At 59.4% G+C, this 20396-nt stretch carries 16 protein-coding genes and 2 pseudogenes; 12 read left to right on the top strand and 6 right to left on the bottom strand.

What is annotated here, in order from left to right:
- Nucleotides 1–14: 14 nt before the first annotated feature.
- The gene (locus FYJ43_RS00845; protein ID WP_229771544.1) at nt 15–1040 is read right to left on the bottom strand and encodes a LacI family DNA-binding transcriptional regulator; all 1026 of its coding nucleotides are present in this window, start codon (nt 1038–1040) and stop codon (nt 15–17) included.
- A 159-nt stretch (nt 1041–1199) separates the two neighbouring features.
- On the opposite strand from FYJ43_RS00845, the gene arfA reads away from it, so the two are divergent.
- The 8 genes and pseudogenes from arfA (at nt 1200) to FYJ43_RS00810 (ending at nt 9322) form a co-directional block, all read left to right on the top strand.
- Nucleotides 1200–2717 carry an arabinosylfuranosidase ArfA gene (gene arfA / locus FYJ43_RS00840; RefSeq protein WP_154561143.1) on the top strand — a complete coding sequence of 506 codons (1518 nt, stop codon included), beginning with the start codon at nt 1200–1202 and terminating at the stop codon, nt 2715–2717.
- A gap of 56 nt (nt 2718–2773) precedes the next feature.
- Nucleotides 2774–4102 carry an ABC transporter substrate-binding protein gene (locus FYJ43_RS00835; protein ID WP_154561141.1) on the top strand — a complete coding sequence of 443 codons (1329 nt, stop codon included), beginning with the start codon at nt 2774–2776 and terminating at the stop codon, nt 4100–4102.
- A complete protein-coding gene (locus FYJ43_RS00830; RefSeq protein WP_154561139.1) occupies nt 4102–5070 on the top strand; it encodes a carbohydrate ABC transporter permease in 969 nt (322 codons plus the stop codon). Before FYJ43_RS00835 ends, FYJ43_RS00830 begins: the two co-directional genes overlap by 1 nt.
- Nucleotides 5067–5897 carry a carbohydrate ABC transporter permease gene (locus FYJ43_RS00825; protein ID WP_154561137.1) on the top strand — a complete coding sequence of 277 codons (831 nt, stop codon included), beginning with the start codon at nt 5067–5069 and terminating at the stop codon, nt 5895–5897. The genes FYJ43_RS00830 and FYJ43_RS00825 overlap by 4 nt, the downstream gene beginning before the upstream one ends.
- Before the next feature lie 126 nt (nt 5898–6023).
- Complete coding sequence (locus FYJ43_RS11975) at nt 6024–6296, top strand: glycoside hydrolase family protein (RefSeq protein ID WP_195839893.1); 273 nt, start codon at nt 6024–6026, stop codon at nt 6294–6296.
- A pseudogene (locus tag FYJ43_RS12520) lies at nt 6218–6424 on the top strand (family 43 glycosylhydrolase); the annotation flags it as partial. The gene FYJ43_RS11975 and the pseudogene FYJ43_RS12520, both read left to right, overlap by 79 nt.
- Before the next feature lie 34 nt (nt 6425–6458).
- A complete protein-coding gene (locus FYJ43_RS00815; RefSeq protein WP_195839847.1) occupies nt 6459–7490 on the top strand; it encodes a family 43 glycosylhydrolase in 1032 nt (343 codons plus the stop codon).
- A gap of 806 nt (nt 7491–8296) precedes the next feature.
- Nucleotides 8297–9322 (top strand): S1C family serine protease, encoded by a 1026-nt coding sequence (locus tag FYJ43_RS00810; protein ID WP_326833297.1) that lies wholly within the window; start codon nt 8297–8299, stop codon nt 9320–9322.
- Nucleotides 9323–9392: 70 nt separating this feature from the next.
- Here the strand turns inward: FYJ43_RS00810 and FYJ43_RS00805 are convergent, their stop codons facing one another.
- The gene (locus FYJ43_RS00805; protein WP_154561133.1) at nt 9393–10340 is read right to left on the bottom strand and encodes a sugar-binding transcriptional regulator; all 948 of its coding nucleotides are present in this window, start codon (nt 10338–10340) and stop codon (nt 9393–9395) included.
- A gap of 186 nt (nt 10341–10526) precedes the next feature.
- On the opposite strand from FYJ43_RS00805, the gene FYJ43_RS00800 reads away from it, so the two are divergent.
- Both FYJ43_RS00800 and glpK read left to right on the top strand, forming a co-directional pair.
- Nucleotides 10527–11279, top strand: coding sequence for an MIP/aquaporin family protein (locus FYJ43_RS00800; RefSeq protein WP_154561131.1), 753 nt, complete (start codon nt 10527–10529; stop codon nt 11277–11279).
- Nucleotides 11280–11339: 60 nt separating this feature from the next.
- Nucleotides 11340–12887, top strand: coding sequence for a glycerol kinase GlpK (glpK, locus tag FYJ43_RS00795; RefSeq protein ID WP_154561129.1), 1548 nt, complete (start codon nt 11340–11342; stop codon nt 12885–12887).
- 345 nt (nt 12888–13232) lie between these two features.
- On the opposite strand, the gene FYJ43_RS00790 is transcribed toward glpK, so the two are convergent.
- Both FYJ43_RS00790 and FYJ43_RS00785 read right to left on the bottom strand, forming a co-directional pair.
- A complete protein-coding gene (locus FYJ43_RS00790; protein ID WP_326833296.1) occupies nt 13233–15026 on the bottom strand; it encodes a protein kinase family protein in 1794 nt (597 codons plus the stop codon).
- Nucleotides 15027–15100: 74 nt separating this feature from the next.
- Nucleotides 15101–17017, bottom strand: coding sequence for a DUF6049 family protein (locus FYJ43_RS00785; RefSeq protein ID WP_195839846.1), 1917 nt, complete (start codon nt 17015–17017; stop codon nt 15101–15103).
- Here FYJ43_RS00785 and FYJ43_RS11970 point away from each other — a divergent pair.
- A pseudogene (locus FYJ43_RS11970) lies at nt 17016–17249 on the top strand (DNA-binding protein). The gene FYJ43_RS00785 and the pseudogene FYJ43_RS11970 overlap by 2 nt on opposite strands.
- A gap of 6 nt (nt 17250–17255) precedes the next feature.
- Here FYJ43_RS11970 and FYJ43_RS00780 read toward each other — a convergent pair.
- Nucleotides 17256–18776 (bottom strand): CCA tRNA nucleotidyltransferase, encoded by a 1521-nt coding sequence (locus FYJ43_RS00780; protein WP_154561127.1) that lies wholly within the window; start codon nt 18774–18776, stop codon nt 17256–17258.
- An 83-nt stretch (nt 18777–18859) separates the two neighbouring features.
- Nucleotides 18860–19114: a hypothetical protein gene (locus FYJ43_RS00775; RefSeq protein ID WP_154561125.1), complete on the bottom strand. Its 255-nt coding sequence runs from the start codon at nt 19112–19114 to the stop codon at nt 18860–18862.
- Nucleotides 19115–19228: 114 nt separating this feature from the next.
- Between FYJ43_RS00775 and FYJ43_RS00770 the strand changes: the two genes are divergently transcribed.
- The gene (locus tag FYJ43_RS00770; protein WP_154562037.1) at nt 19229–20374 is read left to right on the top strand and encodes a glycerate kinase; all 1146 of its coding nucleotides are present in this window, start codon (nt 19229–19231) and stop codon (nt 20372–20374) included.
- Nucleotides 20375–20396: the final 22 nt, after the last annotated feature.

Here is a 20396-nt window from a genome sequence, read left to right as displayed (position 1 = left end):
CATTCCCGGTGGGATTAAGGGTGGATGGTGGGGCCTCCGGTGCTCTCACGAATGACGAGGTGCCACGGTACGGGGACGCTCGTTCCTGATTGATTCGCGTTACTGCTGGATTGACCGATGCGTTGGACGAGGATTGTCAGGGTCTTGTCAGCGAGCGCGTCAAGATCGGGAGCGATTGTGGTCAGAGTTGGAGTTGAGTAGACCCCCTCTTCAGTGTTGTCGAATCCCGCAATTGCGATGTCTTGCGGCACTTTTACCCCAGCTTCGTGACAGGCGCGAATCGCACCGATTGCCATTGTGTCGTTGAAACAGAAGACTGCGTCGGGCTTCTTTGCGAGGCCGAGTAGGCTGTTCATGGCATCAAACCCAGCTGATCGCGAGTAAGTAGATACGCCCACCACCAGATCGTCGTCGAAGGGAATATCTGCTGCTTTGAGCGCCTGACGGTACCCGGCGAGCCGTGTCGAGGCAGTACCCTGATTTGGGACGTGACCGATGGCGGCGATCCGTTGACAGCCAACTTCAATAAGATGCTCGGTCATCCGGCGTGCTGCGTCAACAGATCTCACTGCAACATGGTCATGGTTGGGCGGAGTTGCTCGTTCACCGAGTAACACCATGGGAACACTGGTGGGATGGTCGGAAATTTCTTTCGCAGTCAGAGTCAGGGGTGAGAACACAATCCCATCCACGACGCCCCGGCCCAACCGAGTGAGTACTCGGTTTTCCATGACGGGATCCGCGCCAGTCAACTCCAGCAGCGCGACGAGTTCCTCCTTTTTGGCCCGTTCTGAAATACGAGAGGTGAGCTCTGCAAAGTAGGGGGTCTTGATTTCTGGGAGGGCCAGAGCGATGAATCCGGTTCGGCCAGCTTTCAACTGACGAGCTGCGCGGTTGGGTTGGTAGTCAAGCTCCTTGATCACCTGTTCGACCCGAGCCCGGGTACCAGGACGGACGTGCGGGCTCTTATGTACAACGTTAGAAACAGTCTTAACAGACACCCCTGCGGCTTCGGCAACATCTACGAGCCGCGCTGTCATGGCCATGACTTTAGACCCTCGAGGTGGTCCGAGCAATATCGCCGGGTAACGCTTTGGCGTGCATCTTGCGCACTTCTTTACATCGTTGTAATAATGGGTTACAACGATGTAAAGAAGCTAGGGAGACGGCAACGGTGTCGTCGCATAGGAGAGATACCCATGAGGACAACGACCGTCCACGTCCATCCCGCTTATCAGGTGGGAGAGGTGAACCGGAGGATCTTCGGTAGTTTCGTTGAGCATATGGGCCGCTGTGTCTATACCGGCATCTTTGAACCAAACCATCCTGAGGCTGATTCCCACGGATTTCGTCGTGATGTAGCAGAGCTGGTCAAGGAACTGGGAGTTACGGTTCTGCGCTATCCCGGCGGAAATTTCGTCTCGAACTATCGTTGGGAGGACGGCGTTGGACCGCTCGAGGAACGGCCAAGGAACCTTGACTTTGCGTGGCGGTCGATTGAACCCAACACCGTCGGCACGAATGAGTTTCTCGCGTGGTGTCGGCGAATGGGCATCGAGCCCATGCTTGCAGTCAATCTTGGGACGCGCGGGCTCAGCGAGGCCATGGAATTCTTACAGTACGTTAACGGAGATACCGACACCCGTCTACCGCAGTTGCGCAAGAGCCATGGGTGGGAAGATCCATGGAGCGTCGAAACCTGGTGCCTGGGAAATGAGATGGACGGGCCTTGGCAGATGGGCCACAAGACTCCCGAGGAATACGCCCGGACGGTGACCGAGGTGGCCAATGCCTTCCACCGATTCGACGACAAGCTGTCCCTCATCGCGTCTGGCTCGTCAGCGCGGGCCATGCCGACGTTCGGGCGCTGGGAACGCATCGTCGTCGATGCAGCGTTCGACAACCTTGACATGGTGTCAGCCCATGCCTACTACGAGCCCATAGATGATGATGCCGTCTCTTTCGCCTGTTGTGCAGAGGATATGGAAAGGTACATCCGCGATGTCGTCGCCACGCTTGACCACGTAGCGGCCATGCATCACAGTGACCGTCGACTCAAGATTTCCTTCGACGAGTGGAACGTCTGGTACCAGAGCCGGTTTGATGGAGAGAACTCGATCGGTATGGTGCATGCGCCGCACCTCATCGAGGACACTTACTCGGTTCTTGATGCGATGGTCGTGGGCTCCCTCCTCATCACCCTGCTACGGCATACGGACAGAATTGGTGTCGCATGTCAGGCGCAGCTTGCCAATGTCATCGCTCCGATTCGTACTGAAGAGGGTGGTCGCGCCTGGCGGCAGACGATCTTCCATCCATTCGCGTTGATGTCACGACACGCTCGTGGGGTAGTTCTTGATACTCGCTGTGAGGGGCCGACAATCTCCACACAACGATGGGGAGAAGCCGATCAGCTGTGGACCGTGGCGACTTGGGATGCCGAGAGCCATGATCTTGCGGTCTTCCTCGCGAATCGTGACCTTCACGAGAGCACTCGGGTACGGATCGATCTGAGGCCCTTCGGTGACTGCACGGTTGTTGAGTGTCTCGCTCTTGACGACGAGGACATTGCAGCCGTCAACACCGCAGACCAACCAAACCGAGTTGAACCGCACAACGCCCGATGCGACATCACGTCAGCGACTCTCACTTTCGATGCCAATCCGGCGAGCTGGAACTGCCTGCGGCTGAAGATCTTGTCCAACGAGGACAACTAGTTGTCGGAACGGGTGGATCGATGTCGATCTGGCCGACAGGGAAGGAAGAACACAGCATGATTGAGAATCTGACACGGCGGGGATTCCTCTCCGGCGCAGTGGCAGCTGGTGCCGTAGTCGGCCTGGCTGCTTGCAGTGGCGGCAAGTCTGCCGGGGGCACCGCGAACGACCAGACATCGGGAAATGGTGGAAAGACCTACGACGGCCCCAAGGTTGAGCTCACCTTCTGGAATGGCTTCACCGGTGGTGATGGCACTTTTATGAAGAAGATAGTCAACAATTTCAACTCCAGCCATGACAACATCAAGGTCACCATGCAGTCCATGCAATGGACCGATCTGTACAAGAAACTCCCGACTGCCGTCACGGCGGGCAAGGCACCCAATGTGGCTGTCATCCACCTTGACTCAGTGGCGACCATGGCGGCCCGCAAATCCATCCAACCTCTCGACGATGTTGCCAAGGCGCTTGATCTTAAGGGCTCCGACTTTGCGAAGGTGCCGTGGGAGGCTGGAATCTACCACGATGCGCGGTACTCGATCCCGCTTGACGTCCATCCCATGGGCTTGTTCTTCAACAGCACCGTCATGGACAAGGTCGGGCTGGATCCCGACAAGCCGCCGCAGACCCATGACGAGTACATGTCTGCGTTGGAGATACTCAAGTCCAAGGGGTTTGCTGGCCACTGGGCATCACCGTTCCAGTTCACCGGCGGGATGAGCGTCTACAGCTTGGTGTCCCAGTTTGGTGGAGGACTCTTCTCGGAAGACGCCTCCCACGCGACGTGGCATGAGGAGCCGGGCATCAAGGCTATGACATGGTGGATGGATCTGGTGAAGCAAGGGTATTCCCCAGCCAAGGTTGCACAGGATGCGGACTTCGTCGCCCTTCAGAACGGCAAGACCGCTTTCAACTGGAATGGCATTTGGTCGCTTAACACTTTGGATGAGAACAAAGACTTGGAGTGGGGGGTTGCCCCGTTGCCGCAGATCGGCGAGCGTAAGGCTGTCTGGGCCAACTCTCACCAGTTCACGATCCCGACGCAGCGCGACGGTAATTCGAACCGTACAGATGCTGCCAAAGTGTTCGTCAATTGGGTCTCCCAGCAATCGCTGGAGTGGGCCAGGGGTGGCCAGATTCCAGCACGCAACTCGGTCCGCGAAAGTGACGGTTTTGCCAAGCTGACTGGCCAGTCGAGCTTAGCCAAGCAAATTAACGACGTGGTGTTTCCGCCAACAGTCCCTGGCATTAGCGATGTCATTGGTGAGTTCTATCGCGCTGTCAACGAGATCATGCTTGGTGGGAGGGGAATTGAGTCGACGCTGAAGGAGTCTGCCGACAGAGCCGATAAAATTCTTGCGGAAAACCGAAAGAAGTATCGGTGATGTCGGTCTCAGCGGGGGGAACTGCAAGGAGGAGACGTAAGAGCGTTGAGGGCTCTGCGGGTGTTGCGTTGGTCTTCCTCGCTCCCTACCTCGTCGTGTTCACGGTTTTCGTCGCCGTCCCTGCGGTTTATGGCATCTGGATCAGTCTGCATGATTGGGACTTCACCCTCCCAGCACGTCCATGGGTGGGATTGCAGAACTATGCGGACCTGTTTGACCCACAATCGGTGCAATATGAGCAGTTTTGGCGAGGCATGGCAAACACCGGTATCTTCACGGTGGCGAGCGTACCTTTCCTTGTAATCCTTCCGTTGGGGCTCGCAATTCTGCTGAACATGAGGTTTCCGGGGCGGACGTTCTTCCGGGCGATATTTTTTGCTCCTTACGTGCTCGGTGTCGCTGTCATCGGTGTCATGTGGAGATACCTGTTGGACGGCAACTTCGGTCTAGTGAATGCCATCTTTCACTCAAATATTCAGTGGACCACCTCCCAACCCTGGGCCTGGATTGGTTTGGTTGGTGTCACGGTCTGGTGGACAATCGGGTTCAACGCAGTGATTTACATGGCCGGTCTAGCTAATATCCCCCAGGAGCAATATGAAGCCGCTGCCATCGACGGTGCTGGGCAGTGGCAGCAGTTCAAGTACGTGACCATGCCAGGACTGCGTCCCGTGCTGATCTTTGTTCTTGTCACAACGGTGTTGGCCAGTGCCAATATGTTCGGCCAGTCCTACACCATTACCCAGGGTGGCCCGGCTGAGTCGACACGAACCGCAATCATGGTGATCACTGACCTGGGATTCAGCCAGAACCGTGCTGGTCAGGCCGCTGCTGAGAGTTACATCCTTGCCGCTATTCTCATTGTGATCTCAATCGCGCAGTATTACGCCACACGCGATCATAAAGAGGCGAAGGGTCGACGTCGGCTCCGTTATATTGCCCGATCCAGGAAGGGCGAAGTGTCATGAGGAAGACATGGAGAAACCCGTGGTTCTGGGTAGTGATGGTAATTCTTACCATCATCTTCCTTGGGCCTCTCGTGGTCATGATCCTCACCTCGTTCAAGACGAATATTGAGGCACAGCAAGTTCCGGCCACATTCCTTCCACATACCTGGACGTTACGCGCCTACCAGCAGTTGTTGTTTCTAGATGATGCGAGTCCGGTTCTTCGATGGGTGCTGAACTCATTTGTGGCTGCAACGGCCAATTCGGTACTGACCTGTTTGCTTGCTGCGATGGCTGCCTATGCCTTTGGCCGGCTGCGGTTGCCTGGCAAGAACGTCCTATTCGCAATCGTCCTGTCGACGATGTTCGTGCCGGGGTTTATCTTCCTCATGCCGAACTTCGAGTTGATGTCGAAGCTTCAGTGGTTGGACTCGCTTCCCGCGATTATCTTTCCGGGAACCGCAGGAGCTTTTGGGGTGTTCTTCCTCAGACAATTTTTCGTTGCGCTGCCGAAAGAGTTCGAGGAGAGTGCGAGGATTGATGGAGCTGGGCCATTCACGACCTTCTTCAAGATCGTGCTCCCCAACGCCAAGGGAGCCTTGGCAACTCTGCTTGTCCTGTCTTTTCTGGGCAACTGGAATGACTTTGTCTGGCCGATTTATGTGTTGTTCAGTGACACGAATCTCACGCTTCCAGTCGGTCTGACCCGCCTGCAAGGCAGTTACACAATTGATTACCCCGTCATTATGGCTGGCGCGACGATGGCTGCTGTCCCGGTTCTCATCATCTACGTCGTCTTGCAGCGGTACATCATCGAAGGCATTGCTAGCTCCGGCCTCAAGGGGTGACGAGGTGATGTCGACGAGGCCTCTCGCAACGCTCGTGCTGGGGCTCTGTTTGATCGTGATAAGCCGTGACGCCAGTAACCGGCTAGAGCCTAACCGGCGATTGCTGCCGGTCAGATCGTCAACCCAGTGTCGCGTAGCTTTGCCGACACCTGGGCCGATCCGTCAGCTATCGGGGGCGTGGATGGTTGGTGGTACGTCTATGCGACGTCAGACCCGCTGCGTGCTGGCGGGATCCCTGCCCTAGGCCATGTTGCCAAGACAAGAGACTGGCAGTACTGGACGTATGTCGGACCGCTTCTCACCTCGGAGGACATGCCCGACTGGATCAGTCCGAAGCCGGGGTCTGGGCCCCGGACGTTCGTCGTATCGGTGACCGGTATGTCCTTTACTTCGCAGTGACGGAGACAACTCTCAACGCTGGGAAGAATGACTCGGCGATCGGCGTTGCGACGGCACCCTCGCCAACAGGGCCATGGACAGTGAAACCGGAGCCGCTCGTCCCTCCTCGCTCCGATGGACGCGACGGGTGGTTCTCGACCATTGATCCGACCGGATTCACGGATGCCGACGGTACTCATTACCCTTTACTGGGGTTCGTACCATGGCGGGATTTTTGCCGCGCGAACCGCTACGGACGGCCTATCTTTAGCGACAAAACCAGTGCAGGTTGCCCATTCTGGCCGGGACGAGGCTCCCTACGTCGTCAAACATGGTGACGGGTACTATCTGATGGCGTCCTCGGCGAAGTGTTGCGCCGGGCTGAGCACTGGGTACTCAGTTTTTGTGGAACGTGGCCAGTCGCCATTAAGCTTGTTCCTCGATGCTGACGGCATCGCCATGACGACGGCGAAGTCAGGTGGGAACATCGTCGTGACCCAGAACGGTAACAAGTGGATCGGTGCTGGTCATAACGCCGTTTTCACGGATTCGTCAGGGCAGGATTACCTCCGCTACCACGCACTGGATCGGACGCGGCCATGGCTTGAGGAGGCCGGAGGGACCAATCGACGTCCGCTCCTGGTCGATCGCCTGGAGTGGATTGACGGTTGGCCGATGGTCAACGGTGGTGCGGGACCCTCTAATATACCCAGTCCCGTGCCAGTGACAGCGTCTTTACTCGGTGGAGAACCGTGGAATGCCTCGTCGCAGTTCACCAATACTCATCGGGTTGATGCTGGAGAAGTAAACCAGGCCATGAATATCGAACACGAGGTCGTTGTCTCACGGAAGAGGCTTCCGACGGACGACGTGCGGCTGGAGGCGGATGTGCTGCCGAAAAACTCGATCTCTGTAGAGCTGGCAGACGACGTTAGTGTCGAGGTGAACGCGGACTCCGGTGTGCCGAGGGCAAGACGAGATTCGTGGACTGGGTCAACTGAGTTCCCGAAGGACGGATCGTGGCGAACTCTTGTTGTCACCATTCATGGGCCGCAGATGCGCGTGGCACTGAGACCGGCGGGATCAAGCGATGCATCGGCCTTGGCGAGGTCGCTGTCGAGGGAACGCGCATCGTCGAATACGGACGCGAGGTCACTGGTGCTGATGGATTCCGCAATTACGGTGGGGCAGTGGTCGGTCGACCTGCGGGTGTGACATCGCTGCGTATTGCCCATCACGTCGGCTATGGCGGTGAGTACCTCTACTGATTGGCTCTCAGCCATGACGGTCGCCATGGGATGTGGGGCGCCACGTGGACGATGCCGGCGGCCTCTCGCCCACGAATTGGGCTGTACACCGGAAGAGGGGAGAACCCAGCAGTGGAGGTGCACTTCTCCGATCTCGTCTTTGTGAATGCGTCGGGGCCTTCCTAAGCACTTCCCGTGGAGATGAAGGGTGGCAAAGTCGGCTGGCGGCGGATTTCCCGGTTGGGGATTGACGCGATCCATGGTGGATCTGACCACGGTCGGATGGGGCAGTCAGGGGCGTGACACCGTGGCACAATTCTGCCTCCGCCAACAGCAGATCTCCTTGTACGATGCGGAAAACCCTCGACGGAATCGTAGAAACTGGGAGTCATGAGTGAGTCGATGAATGATCCCCGAGAGCCCCATGAGACCAACTCTTTCCGGAATGCCAGCGGCGAGGGCGGATACCCTTCGCACCCGGAGGCCCAAGACTGGGCACATGAATCTTATTGGTCACGCAGCGACGGGTCCGGGTCGGGATTGGGAAGTTCAGCCGCTACGCAACGGCAGGTGTGGGAATCATCTGAGCGGCCTACCGCTACCGATCCGAACTTGGGTGACAAAAATGCCGACTCGCCGCAGTCCCCGTCGTATTCCGGCCGCAAAGGCTTTCGGGGCGGGACTATTGTCCTCGCGGCGGTGTTGGCCGCGGCCGTGGGCGGGGTTTCAGGTGGCCTCGTCGATCGTTCGCTGACAAAAAATGACGCTCCGGTCGTGACCGCAGCTTCCGCCACCCCGAATACCGTCACTAAGGTCGTCCAGGGCTCGTCTTCAGCCCCGGACTGGACGGCCACTGCATCGGCAATCTCGAACTCAGTGGTTTCCATTACCGTGACTACTAGTAACGGGGGTGGTGAAGGGTCTGGCGTCGTCATCGATTCCAACGGCAACATCGTCACGAATAACCACGTCGTCTCCGGGGCCACGTCCGGCGGGCAGCTGACGGTATCTGTGGGAAACAAGACTTATGACGCCAAAGTGGTCGGCACTGACCCATCAACTGATCTAGCTGTCATCCGGGTGACGAATCCGCCCACATCTATGAAGCCGATCAGGTTCGCTGACTCCAGTAAGTTGACGGTGGGGGCTCCGGTTATGGCGGTTGGTAACCCGCTAGGTCTGTCGGGATCAGTGACGACCGGAATCGTCTCCGCTCTTAACCGCCCAGTCACGACTACAAACGGCGATGATTCGGGTGACCTGCTAGGGTCGCGTGACTCTTCGTCGGGGGTCGTCGTCACCAATGCTATTCAGACAAGTGCCGCGATTAATCCGGGCAATTCCGGAGGTGCGCTGGTCAATGCAAACGGCGAACTTGTGGGTATCAATTCCTCGATCGCTAGTTTGCCGTCGTCTGACCGTTCCCAATCGGGCAACATTGGCATCGGGTTCGCCATCCCTGCGAACTTGGCGAAGTCGATTGCTGACCAAATTGTTAAGACTGGTAAAGCCACCCACGCCTTCCTAGGTATCTCGGTTCGTGACGCTGATGCGGTGGAATCTAACGTCAAGATTCGGGGGGCCGGGGTCGCGTCGGTAACGCCGAACTCGGCTGCAGATAAGGCTGGTCTGCGTCAAGGCGACGTTATTACTAAAATTGACGATACGGAAATACCCTCGGGGGAATCCTTAGTGGGTCTTGTTCGGTCGCTCAAAGCCGGTCAGACGGCGAAAATTAGCTACATTCGTGGCTCCAAAGAGGCGACCGTTGACGTCACCATGGGAACGGCTAAGTCCTGATCTCGGTAGGCAAGGGCTCCCGCGGCCGACGAGCTGCGGGAGTTCGGCATGGGAACCACGAGACGCGGTCTCACATGAGGTCGAGAACAGCGCGGGCGGTCGCGTCATCAACGACGAGGTCGGTCGCGACTCGGGCTCGGAGGGCAGCCAGCAGCCCGATGGCTTTAGCCCGTCCAGCAACGACACAAAGCCGACGTGGTATGCGCTGCAATTGGAAGGGAGCTAATCCGGTCGCTCTCTTATTGAATTCGACATCGTAGGCGCCGTCTGCCTTGAGGAAGACCGTGTTGACGTCGCCGACAACCCCAGAATGCACCAGATTCGCCTTTTCCTCATCGGTAATGTAACCGGCCGAATAGACGTGAGAGGGAACCGGGCTGTCGAGTGCTCCGACACCGAAAACCGCAATATCGAGCTCTCGGTGTGCTTTGAGGACGGCCTGGACAGAACGTTCCTGCCACATTGCAGCTTTTGTTGATGCGCTATCAAAGAACGTCGGAACCGGGAAATGAATAACGTCGCCACCAAATGCGGCAGCCATCCTTGACAGGATCGACCCGACGTACGGGATTCCTGAACTCGCAGGGTTTGCCGACCCATTCATCTGGACAACACGGACCCCCTTGACGTCTTTAGGCACCACATAGTGAGTAACCGCGTCGAGAGTTGTGCCCCAGGCGATACCAACGGCGGAATTGTCCTCAACCATGTCTGTCACCATCTGCCCCGCGATCCTGGCGACCTGATCGAGGCGATGGATTTCAGTGGTCCCTGACTTCACGGGGACAACTGTGGTGTTGACTCCGAACATCCTGGTCAGGGTGGAGTCCAGCCCACTTCGCAACCCTGTCGGCTCCGATAAGGTGATGCGCACAACACCGGACTGACGTGCCTGCTTGAGTAACCGAGACACCGTTGAACGGGACGTGCCGAGATGGCTGGCGATGGCATCCATTGTCTCGCCCTGCATGTAATACATGGACGCAGCTGTCCATACATCGTTGGACAATTCGTTCATGCCTCCCCCCTTACCATGCACATAAGTGCAGAATCGCGATTCTGTGGGGCCGTTGATGTTTGACTGAGCCACGTCCAACCCCCACAAGGGCGGGACGACGGTCCCCGTTCCCTAAATCCTACGGGATCGACCGCCACCGGCGAGTAAACCGGTGTCAATGGATGACACCACGACGAAGGAGTCCTCATGCTTCTCGAAACTGCGGTGCCCGCCGCAACGATCTTCGGGTCGGAGTTCTTGGGCACCTTGATCCTCATTCTCCTGGGTTGTGGCGTCGTCGCCAACAACCTCCTTCCCAAGAGCAAGGGCCACGGCAACGCCCCCGGTTCCCTCCAGATCAACTGGGGATGGGGCTTCGGCGTGATGTTCGGTGTCTACGCGGCCTACAAGACCGGTGGACACCTGAACCCGGCCGTGACCGTCGGTCTGGCCATCGCTGGCAAGGATCTGGCCCCTGGCATCCCGGCGACGGCTGGCAACATCACCATCTACATCCTTGCTCAGTTCGCCGGTGCTTTCGTCGGTGCTGTCCTCTGCTGGCTGGCCTACAAGCAGCACTATGACGAAGACTGCGACCCCGCCCTCAAGCTCGGCACCTTTGCCACTGGCCCTGAGATCCGCAACGGCTTCTGGAACTGCCTGACTGAGGTCATCGGCACCTGGGTCCTCGTGCTGTGGGTCATCATCTCCGGCTTCACTCAGGGTGTGACGATCGGCCCGCTGGCCGTTGCCCTGCTCATCGTTTCCATCGGCGCCTCCCTCGGTGGCCCCACCGGATACGCCATCAACCCGGCCCGTGACCTCGCTCCCCGTATTGCCCACGCCGTTCTGCCCATCAAGGGCAAGGGTGGCAGCGATTGGGGCTACGCCTGGGTCCCGGTCGTTGGCCCGCTGATCGGTGCTGTCCTGGCTGCCCTCACCTACATCATTTTCTGGTGAGTGTGGGCATCTCGCAGGACATGCTGATTGCGCAGTCGTCGTAATCTTTCATACACGTCAATGCAGACAAGAAAGGCAACAAACATGAGCGACGAGAAGTTTGTACTCGCCATTGACGAGGGCACCACCTCAGCCCGTGCCATCATCTTCAATCATTCTGGCCAGATTGTGGCCGTTGGCCAACAGGAGTTCGAGCAGATCTTCCCGCGCGCCGGATGGGTTGAGCACGACCCGATCGAGATCTGGGAGGCTGTTCGCGACGTCGTCGGACTCGCCTTGACCAAGGCCAACATCAACCGCCACCAGCTTGCTGCCGTTGGTATTACCAACCAGCGTGAAACCGCAGTGGTGTGGGACAAGAACACCGGTGAGCCGGTGTACAACGCCATCGTGTGGCAGGACACCCGTACCCAGAAGATCTGTAACGAGCTGGCCGGCGACGAGGGGCCCGACCGCTACAAGGACATCTGCGGTCTCGGCCTGTCGACCTACTTCTCCGGCCCGAAGGTCAAGTGGATTCTCGACAACGTCGAGGGTGCTCGCGAGAAGGCCGAGGCAGGCGATCTGCTCTTCGGCAACATGGACACCTGGGTGCTATGGAACCTGACCGGCGGGACTGACGGTGGCATACATGTCACCGATCCGACCAACGCTTCCCGTACCATGCTCATGGACGTTCGCAAGCTGCAGTGGGATGACTCGATGTGCGAGGTCATGGGAATCCCGAAGTCCATGCTTCCCGAGATCAAGTCCTCCTCTGAGATTTACGGCTACGGTCGCAAGAATGGCCTGCTGATCGACACCCCGATCTCGGGCATCCTCGGCGACCAGCAAGCCGCCACCTTCGGCCAGGCTTGTTTCCAGAAGGGCATGGCGAAGAACACCTATGGCACCGGCTGCTTCATGCTCATGAACACCGGTGAGGAGGCTATCTTCTCCGAGAACGGTCTGCTGACCACCGTCTGCTACAAGATCGGTGACCAGCCCACTGTTTACGCTCTGGAGGGCTCGATCGCCGTCGCCGGATCGTTGGTCCAGTGGCTGCGCGACAACCTCAAGATGTTCGAGACCGCCCCGGAGATCGAGGCTCTCGCCAACACCGTCGAGGACAATGGTGGCGCCTACTTCGTGCCGGCCTTCTCCGGCCTGTTCGCACCGTACTGGCGTCCTGACGCCCGTGGCGCTCTCGTGGGCCTGACCCGCTACGTCAACCGTGGCCACATTGCCCGCGCAGTGCTCGAGTCGACAGCCTTCCAGACCCGTGAGGTTCTTGAGGCTATGAACGCTGACTCTGGCGTGCCGCTCACGGAGCTACGCGTCGACGGTGGCATGACCGCTAACGAGACCCTCATGCAGTTCCAGGCCGACCAGGTCAACGTGCCGGTGGTTCGCCCGGTGGTCGCCGAGACCACCGCTCTGGGTGCCGCCTACGCCGCTGGCATTGCTGTCGGCTTCTGGGAGGGCGAGAAGGACGTCACCGACAACTGGGCCGAGGACAAGCGCTGGGAGCCCAAGATGGACGATGGTGAGCGTGAGCGTCTGTTCCGCAACTGGAAGAAGGCCGTCACCAAGACATTCGACTGGGTGGACGACGACGTTAAGGAGTGATCCTGCGCCGATCCTGATGGACCGTTGACAGGTGGTGCCCCGCGCTGGTGTGCGCGGGGCACCACTGCGTTCAGTGTCTCGTGTGGCCTCATCTCGTATTGCCCTATCTCGTATTGCTCCGCGGCCCTGGGCATCGCTACCTGGTTACGCCCGGTTGCACGCGTACCGCGTTACGGCCCCGTTGCGTTAGTCGGTGGTCATGCCTCAGATGTGCGGTCATTCGTGACGAAAAATGTCAGCTCGGGTCGGGGGCAGGAACTCCAGGGCCGGATGTGGCCGCGAGTCGGGAGTTTTTGCACGCGGCCTTGCCCACCACGCCAGCTGTGAGTATTTCCTTGGTGGCCATTAAGAGCCGGTAACGGCAATATCGGCGATCCCGCCCTGGTACCGGGCAGCCGACTTCGGGGGAAGTTCGGTCAGGTACACCAGCAGGTGTCTCGTCTCAACCCTCGTCGAAGGTTTCAATGTCGCTGTGGTCCCGGCTCCCGACTCTTCGGCAATGCGCGTCCAGTCCTTAATCGTCGTCATTGGTGGCTCACCCGAGGAAATGTCATGGGTGGGTTTCCATAGCGAAACAGTCGTGCCAGAACCTACCAATAGCACCTTCACCGAGGTGATCTCTGTTACCTGACCCAAATCGACGACGAGCCCGACGCCGGGTTTGAGGTTCCCGAGTTTCGCCGAGTTTCGGTAGACGACGGTGTGCCAAGCCGTCGAAGGATCCCCGTCGGTAGCGAGCTTCACCTGCTCGTCGTTCTCCTTAGCGTCGCCGCCGTCCTCGACAGGATCGAATTCCTGAACATGCGCGACCCTGACAGCTGTTGGTTGGCTGGCTCCCCGCGAGGCCCCGCTGTCGGAATGACGCACCCCAACCGCGATGAGGCACACAACCATGACGACAGCTACGGCAGCCATGAGGAACGGAGGCCAGCGCCGATTGTGGGGGCGGGCCTTTGCGAGCTCTCGCTCGTTGTCGTCTTCTGACCAATTGTCGGGGGTCAGCTGGGTGGTGTCAGGGTCGTTATTGCTCGACCACGGCACTGGCCCTGGGAGGCGGCCCCACTCGCCGGCAGCAGCCTCCGGAGACCAGTAACCTTCCTCGTCAGGGCCGTACTCCTCAGCACGCTCAGGCTGATCAGCATCCTGGGGTGCCATTGGCTCTGAGGGCTCGTCTGAGTGCCATGGCTCGTCTCCTAGCCGAGACGCCGGGCCCACAGGGAAACGGATGCGGCGCTCCAAATCGGCGGCGGCGTCGGCAGATCCTAGGGTCCGTCCCAGCGATTGCGCGATTTCGTTAGCGGTGCGCAACGGCACCTCGTTATAGCGAGGAACCTGGGCAAGGATCTGGTCGCAGAGGATGTCGAGGGCGGGAGAGACCCCGGCGCGCACCTCGCGAGGAGTGAGCCAGCCATGAGCATCCGTTGGCGCTGGTGGCAGGCCCCACGACATAGTCGTTGCTCGTTCTACGGAAGGGCGGTGCCCTTGCCCGTTGGGCCATCGAGATACCAGGCAGGCGTAGAGGACGCGGCCAATATCTGTCACATCAGCGGCCTCGCGGTCAGGCCAGGGACGTGAAGTGTCGCCCGGTCGTGGATGCAGTGCAGCCTCAATAAGGAGACCACTGATTTTGAGGTTTCCGGTTGAGGTGACCAACACGGTGCCAGGGCTGATCCGCTCATGGAAGACCCCCTGGGCATGCAACGGGGCCATCGCATCAGCAATCTCATGGGCGATCCAAGCCGCTTCTAATGCCGATAGCGGCCCGGTTTCTAGCAGCTCCTCGACTGACTTCCCTCGCGCGTACTCGCTGACGATCCACGAGGCAGGTTCTCCCGGTCCGGCAACAACGGCGTCAAGGACCCGCAAGAAGCGTGAATCAGTTGCAACGGCAGCGCGCCGAGCAGCATCAAGGACAGCAGGGGTACGACGACCATGTGGGGCCAAAGCGTGGATAAGCACTGGGCGGTGGAGCTTAGTGTCGAAGGCCCGCCACATCAATGACGATTCCGGGTGCGAAAGCTCTTGGTCGAGGCGGTAACGCCCGCCAAGGAACGACCCCGCAGAGAGATCAGGGAGATCGTCGGCCTCAAAGGAGCTCAGGCCATCCGGATCGCGGTAGCGGTCGCCGGGGTCGTCGATTGACACTGCCACCTCCTGCGATCCAAACGTGCATCGTCAACGATACCGATCCATCCCCGGAACTCCGGGGATTGTCACACGGTGGGGTCGTCGGTGTCGGCAGGGGATCCCGGTGCAGAATCGTCGCGCGCGGCTGTGTTGTGGCCCTGTTGTGCGGTGGAGACCGGTGAGTCGGCAGAAATGTCATCGACCTTCGTTGCGGGCGCCTGGGCATCTGGGGCGTCGGCATCAGGCCCGGAGCTCGCGGCCACCTGACGGATCCTCAAAACGGTCGCGATGACGAGTACTAACGCCGATACGACGATGATGATCCATCCGACGTCATCCATCTGGGTAGCTTTAACGACGAACCGCGTCTGCGAACCCAGAAGCCGTCCCGACGGAGTCGACAAGTGAGCCTGCATCTCAACGACGCCGTTTGAACTCGCTTTCGGAGCGAACCTGATGGTTTGCGTCTCCTTGGGCTGTATCACCACAACTTGGGTGTCCGGAATGTCGATGCGCTGCGGGTTTTCGGACGTGACTACGACCTTGACCCGAACCGGCTGCGCTAATGAATTCGTGACTGTGAGCGGGAAGTCGTTACGCGACGACGACATGACGAACTGAGAAGCCGAGTGCAAGACCAGACCGTTACCGGCAATAACTTGCGTCGCGGGACGCATAACGTCGGCAGCCCACGCTTCCCGGTCCTTGAGTGACGACGACAGCGCCCGGCTGACAAATTTCGCCGAGGTTAAAGATGCCATCTCTGGCGAGGCCCCAACTAAATCTGACCAGCCGTCGGCATCGACGCCCACATCGTGCTGGACTTGCCACCACGAATTCTTGAGGACCGTATTTCCGCCGCGGCTTTCCGACAAATGCAGACCCGGTTTCGCCCCAGACAGAATTGTCGACAGATTCCGTAGGTGGAGCCAGCCGACGGGGGCAGTTGCCTGGATGTCGTCCATCGTCGTCACGAGGGTGACAGCGGGGATTGAGTCACGAGTCATGAGGAGGGCCTGGGATAGCAGAATTCCGCGCCGCTGAGAATCGCTGCTCGACTGGGGATGGCCGCCGGTGCGAACCATGTCGGTCAGCCCAATGATCTTGACCCCAGACTCCTCGCGCACCCCATTAGGAGTCGCCGCCGCGCACGTCAGCACGATGGAGGGGGAGAGCTCTTTCGCCAAGGTTTTGAAGGACGGATCATCGAGTTCGGCGGCGGGATCGATGATCGCCAAGGGTAAATGTGCCGCAGGGTTGGAAGGGTCGACAGCATGTTTGACGGACGTTAAAAGACCGGAGCGCCCCTGCCGGACTATCCCGACCACATCAGCATTCCCGTAGGGCAGGCGGTACGCCCGACCAGACGATAGGAGAGGTTCGACGAGGCTAAGCCATTCCTTGGCTCGCTCCTGGCCAGTCCCGGTGACAGTGTGAGAATCCTTGCCACCTACCACATACCCCGCCGCCATGGCACGTGCGTCATCAATCAGACTCGGATCGACGAGCACGGTGGCATCTCGGGTATGTGCCGCCTCGGCGAGGGGTATCAACCGCTCTACGATGTCGTCGGAAAGAGACTCGTCGGTGAAAGAGCCGTCAATACGCCTCGATGGCGGAGCGGACAGCACGATGACGGGGGTGAGATTCGCGCTGGTATGGGTATCCGAGAGGACTGTGAGCACCCGTGCCCGCCCGACGGTACGCCGCGCCTGGTTCCCCGGTGTCGCCTGTACATGCACCCCCACCGCATAGACGGCATTTGGCGACGTCATACCCATTTGAGCTGGCGTACCAGTGACGGTGAACGACCCGGTATCTCCCGGCTTGAAAGTCTGATTGGCCTCCGGATCTGTGATGTTAGAAATCGACGCCTCTTTCGGTTCCTTGTACCAACGCATCCCTACCGGCACGGTTGTCGGCGCCGCTAAGAGGTCAGAGAGGTCCCGGGTGTCATTGATCTCATCTTGGGATCGCCAAAACGACGCTTGCACCCACGTCATAGATACCGAGGACGTGTTCGTGACAGTTCCCCGGATCGTGATGGGAGTTTTGGGATCACCGGTTGGTGGCGTGACAGAGGTAATCGTCACTTTGAGGAGTTCGGAGGTGGTGCGCGCCTGAGCAGGGGATGATTCCGCCAGGACAGTCGCCAGGACCATCAATAAGCCCAGCAGCCAGACGGCAGGGCGAAGGCGGGAAGGAGAAGGCACGTGTGCCATGGTAGTTGGCTGACGTCGTTTAGCTGTGACCATCAGTAGCTTCGTGCCCCTGCTTGGCCCACCAGGATAGGAGCGCGCTCTTAGCTTCCTCGGGCGTGCGCGGCCCTTCATCCAATCGAAGGTTGAGCAGGAACTTGTACGCCTTACCAACCTCTGGTCCCGGTCCGATACCCAACGTCGCCATGATTTGCTGACCGTCAAGGTCGGGTCGGATAGCAGCGAGCTCTTCCTTGGCAGTCAGATCGGCGATACGGGCCTCCAGATCGTCGTAGGCGAATTCCAGCCGCTCAGCTTTGCGACGATTGCGGGTTGTGCAGTCAGATCGGGTGAGGATGTGGAGGCGCTCCAGCTGGTCGCCGGCGTCGCGGACATAACGACGAACTGCCGAGTCAGTCCACCCCTGGTCGCCGTAGCCATGGAAGCGCAAGTGCAATTCGACGAGCTTGGAGACATCCTTGACGACTTGGCCGGGGTAGGAGAGCGCTTTAAGTCTCTTGCGCGCCATTTTCGCTCCGACGACGTCATGATGATGGAAGCTCACCTTGCCGCCCGGCTCGAACCTGCGCGTTGAGGGCTTGCCGATGTCGTGAAGCAGGGCTGCCAAACGACCCGTAAGGTCCGGGTCATGGCCGCGACGCTTCTCAAGGTCGATTGACTGATCCAGCACTGTCAAGGAGTGTTCATAGACGTCCTTGTGACGGTGGTGCTCGTCGCGTTCGAGGCGCAGCGCCGGGAGCTCGGGCAACACATAATCGGCGATTCCCGTAGTCACGAGGAGATCTAGCCCCTGTCTCGGATGGTCGGTGAGGAGGGTCTTCGAGATTTCATCGCGGACGCGCTCAGCTGAGATGATCTCGATACGAGCCGCCATGTCGGTCATGGCGTCACGGACGTCGTCAGTAACGGTGAAGCCCAGTTGAGAGGTGAAGCGTGCCGCTCGCATCATCCGCAGTGGATCGTCGCTGAAAGATCGCTGAGGAGGGAAAGGCGTGCGCAGTACTCCCGCCACGATGTCAGCTAGGCCTGCGTAAGGATCTGAGAAGGTTCGGGTGGCGGCGTGAAGGGCCATCGCATTGACAGTGAAGTCACGACGAATGAGATCATCTTCCAGCGTGTTGCCGTAGACGATCTCGGGCTTGCGCGAGTCCGGATGGTAAGCGTCGGCTCGATAAGTTGTGACCTCGACCACCCAATCGTCGACTTGAGCTCCGATCGTTCCGAAGGCTCGGCCAATGTCCCACGTCGCATGGGTGCGTTTCCGCAAGATCGCTTCAGTGTCATTGGGGCGGGCGTCTGTCGTGAAGTCGAGATCGTGGCCCAAGTGGCCCATGAGGGCGTCGCGAACCGAGCCGCCAACGAGATACAGGTCGTGACCAGCCCGTGCGAAGGCCTCGCCCAGTTCGGCTACCAACGGGATGTGTTCGAACAGCGCATCTATGCGGTGTTCGAGTAATTGCGGCACGGTCATCCCAGATTCATCGGGGCTGGGGCGCAGGGCGGTGGGCAGCGTAGTAGTGCTGGTGACGTTTTTCTCAGGCATGGCGGCAAATAGCCTACGCGACGTTTGTGTCGGGGTTGGTGCGCGGTGGGAACCAGGTAAGCCTGAAGATCGCAGAATCCTGATTAGGACAGTTTTCGACCGCGTGAGCTCCGGGCATCGGTTCTGCGAGACTTGCCAATGCGCGCCAGAGTGCGCACACGTGACCACTCGCAGAACAATGAGAACAGCACGATGCCCGCCAGTGTTATCCCAGCTGCCCAGCCGGGTAGATGACGGTACGCGGCCACCCACAACACGAGGGCAAGAACACTCAAGGACAGGTAGGCGCGATTCACCATGACCCCGAGTGTACGGGTTGTGGCGAAAAGTACCGACATCGTGCGTGTCGGGGCGGGGAAGTGATGGCATCGGGCTTGGCAGGGGAGAAGTGTCTCTAGTCAGCGGAGGAGCCGGTGGCGGACCATGACATGCTGGCGTGCCATGCTGAGAGCATGCGTCCTGATCCGAATGCACCGGTGGTCGTAGCAGTTGACTCATTTAAGGGCTCATTGGGCTCGGGAAAAGCCTGCCGAGCGGTTGAGCGGGGATATTTGGCGGCTGATCCGCATCGTGAGGTCATCACGGTCCCGGTTGCTGATGGTGGCGAGGGGACCGTCGAGGCGGTTCTAGCCGCCGGTTTTCATGCTGTCACTGTCAAGTGTCACGGTGCCACAGGAGATCTCGCAGACGTCGATTACGCAATGCGAGACAACCATGCCGTCATTGAAATGGCGACGTGTTGTGGCCTAGAACGAGCGGATCGGGTATCCGGGCCGCCGAACTCGCGACGCGGCTTGGTCGCATCTAGTCGCGGCCTTGGCGAGGTCATCGCAGCTGCTTTGCGTAAAGGAGCAACCGACATCACGGTCGGGGTTGGCGGGTCGGCGTCGACTGATGGCGGCGCGGGAATGCTGGAAGCCCTCGGTGTGCGCCTACTCGACAAAAATCTCTCGCCGATTTCTCCCGGAGCAGCAGGGTTGACGGAACTCTCGCGCCTCGACCTGTCCGGCCTCAATCGGAAATTGTCGGGCGCCAAGCTGACAGTTGCTTGCGACGTCACTTCGCCATTGCTTGGGCCACAAGGTGCGGCCGCCGTGTTCGGCCCTCAGAAGGGCTTGGACCACGAGGGCGTTGCGGTCGCTGAGGCTGGTCTGACTCGGCTCGCCGACCTGATGGAGCCGGCTATCGGTAGCGCGTACCGCGACGACCCAGGATCGGGTGCCGCCGGTGGAGTTGGTTGGGCACTTCGCTGTCTGGGAGCCAAGTACCGACCGGGAGCAGCTGCCGTGCTCGGATGGGCGAAGGCGGTGTCGCGTATCAATGCGGCCGGGTTGGTCATCACCGGGGAGGGCAGACTCGACGAGCAGACCCTGCTCGGCAAGCTCCCCGACACCATCCGCAAGATTGCTCTGGACGCCGGCGTCCCGGTGTGGGCGGTGTGCGGAAGGTGCGACCTCCCCGACGAAAAACGTCGCGCCTTCCAGCGAATCATCAGCCTGGCCGACGTCGAGCCGGATCCAGAGGTTTCGATGTCTCGGGCAGGGGCCCTGCTCAGTCAGGCGGTGGAACAGGCGGTCCGGGAGGAGTTCGGACGCTGACCTGCTCGTCGCCGAGGGTTCA

The sequence above is a fragment of the Cutibacterium porci genome (assembly GCF_009696315.1).
Lineage (GTDB): Bacteria > Actinomycetota > Actinomycetes > Propionibacteriales > Propionibacteriaceae > Cutibacterium > Cutibacterium porci.
The sequence above is the reverse complement of the archived record's forward strand: the minus strand, read 5'-3'. Positions and strand labels throughout refer to the sequence as shown.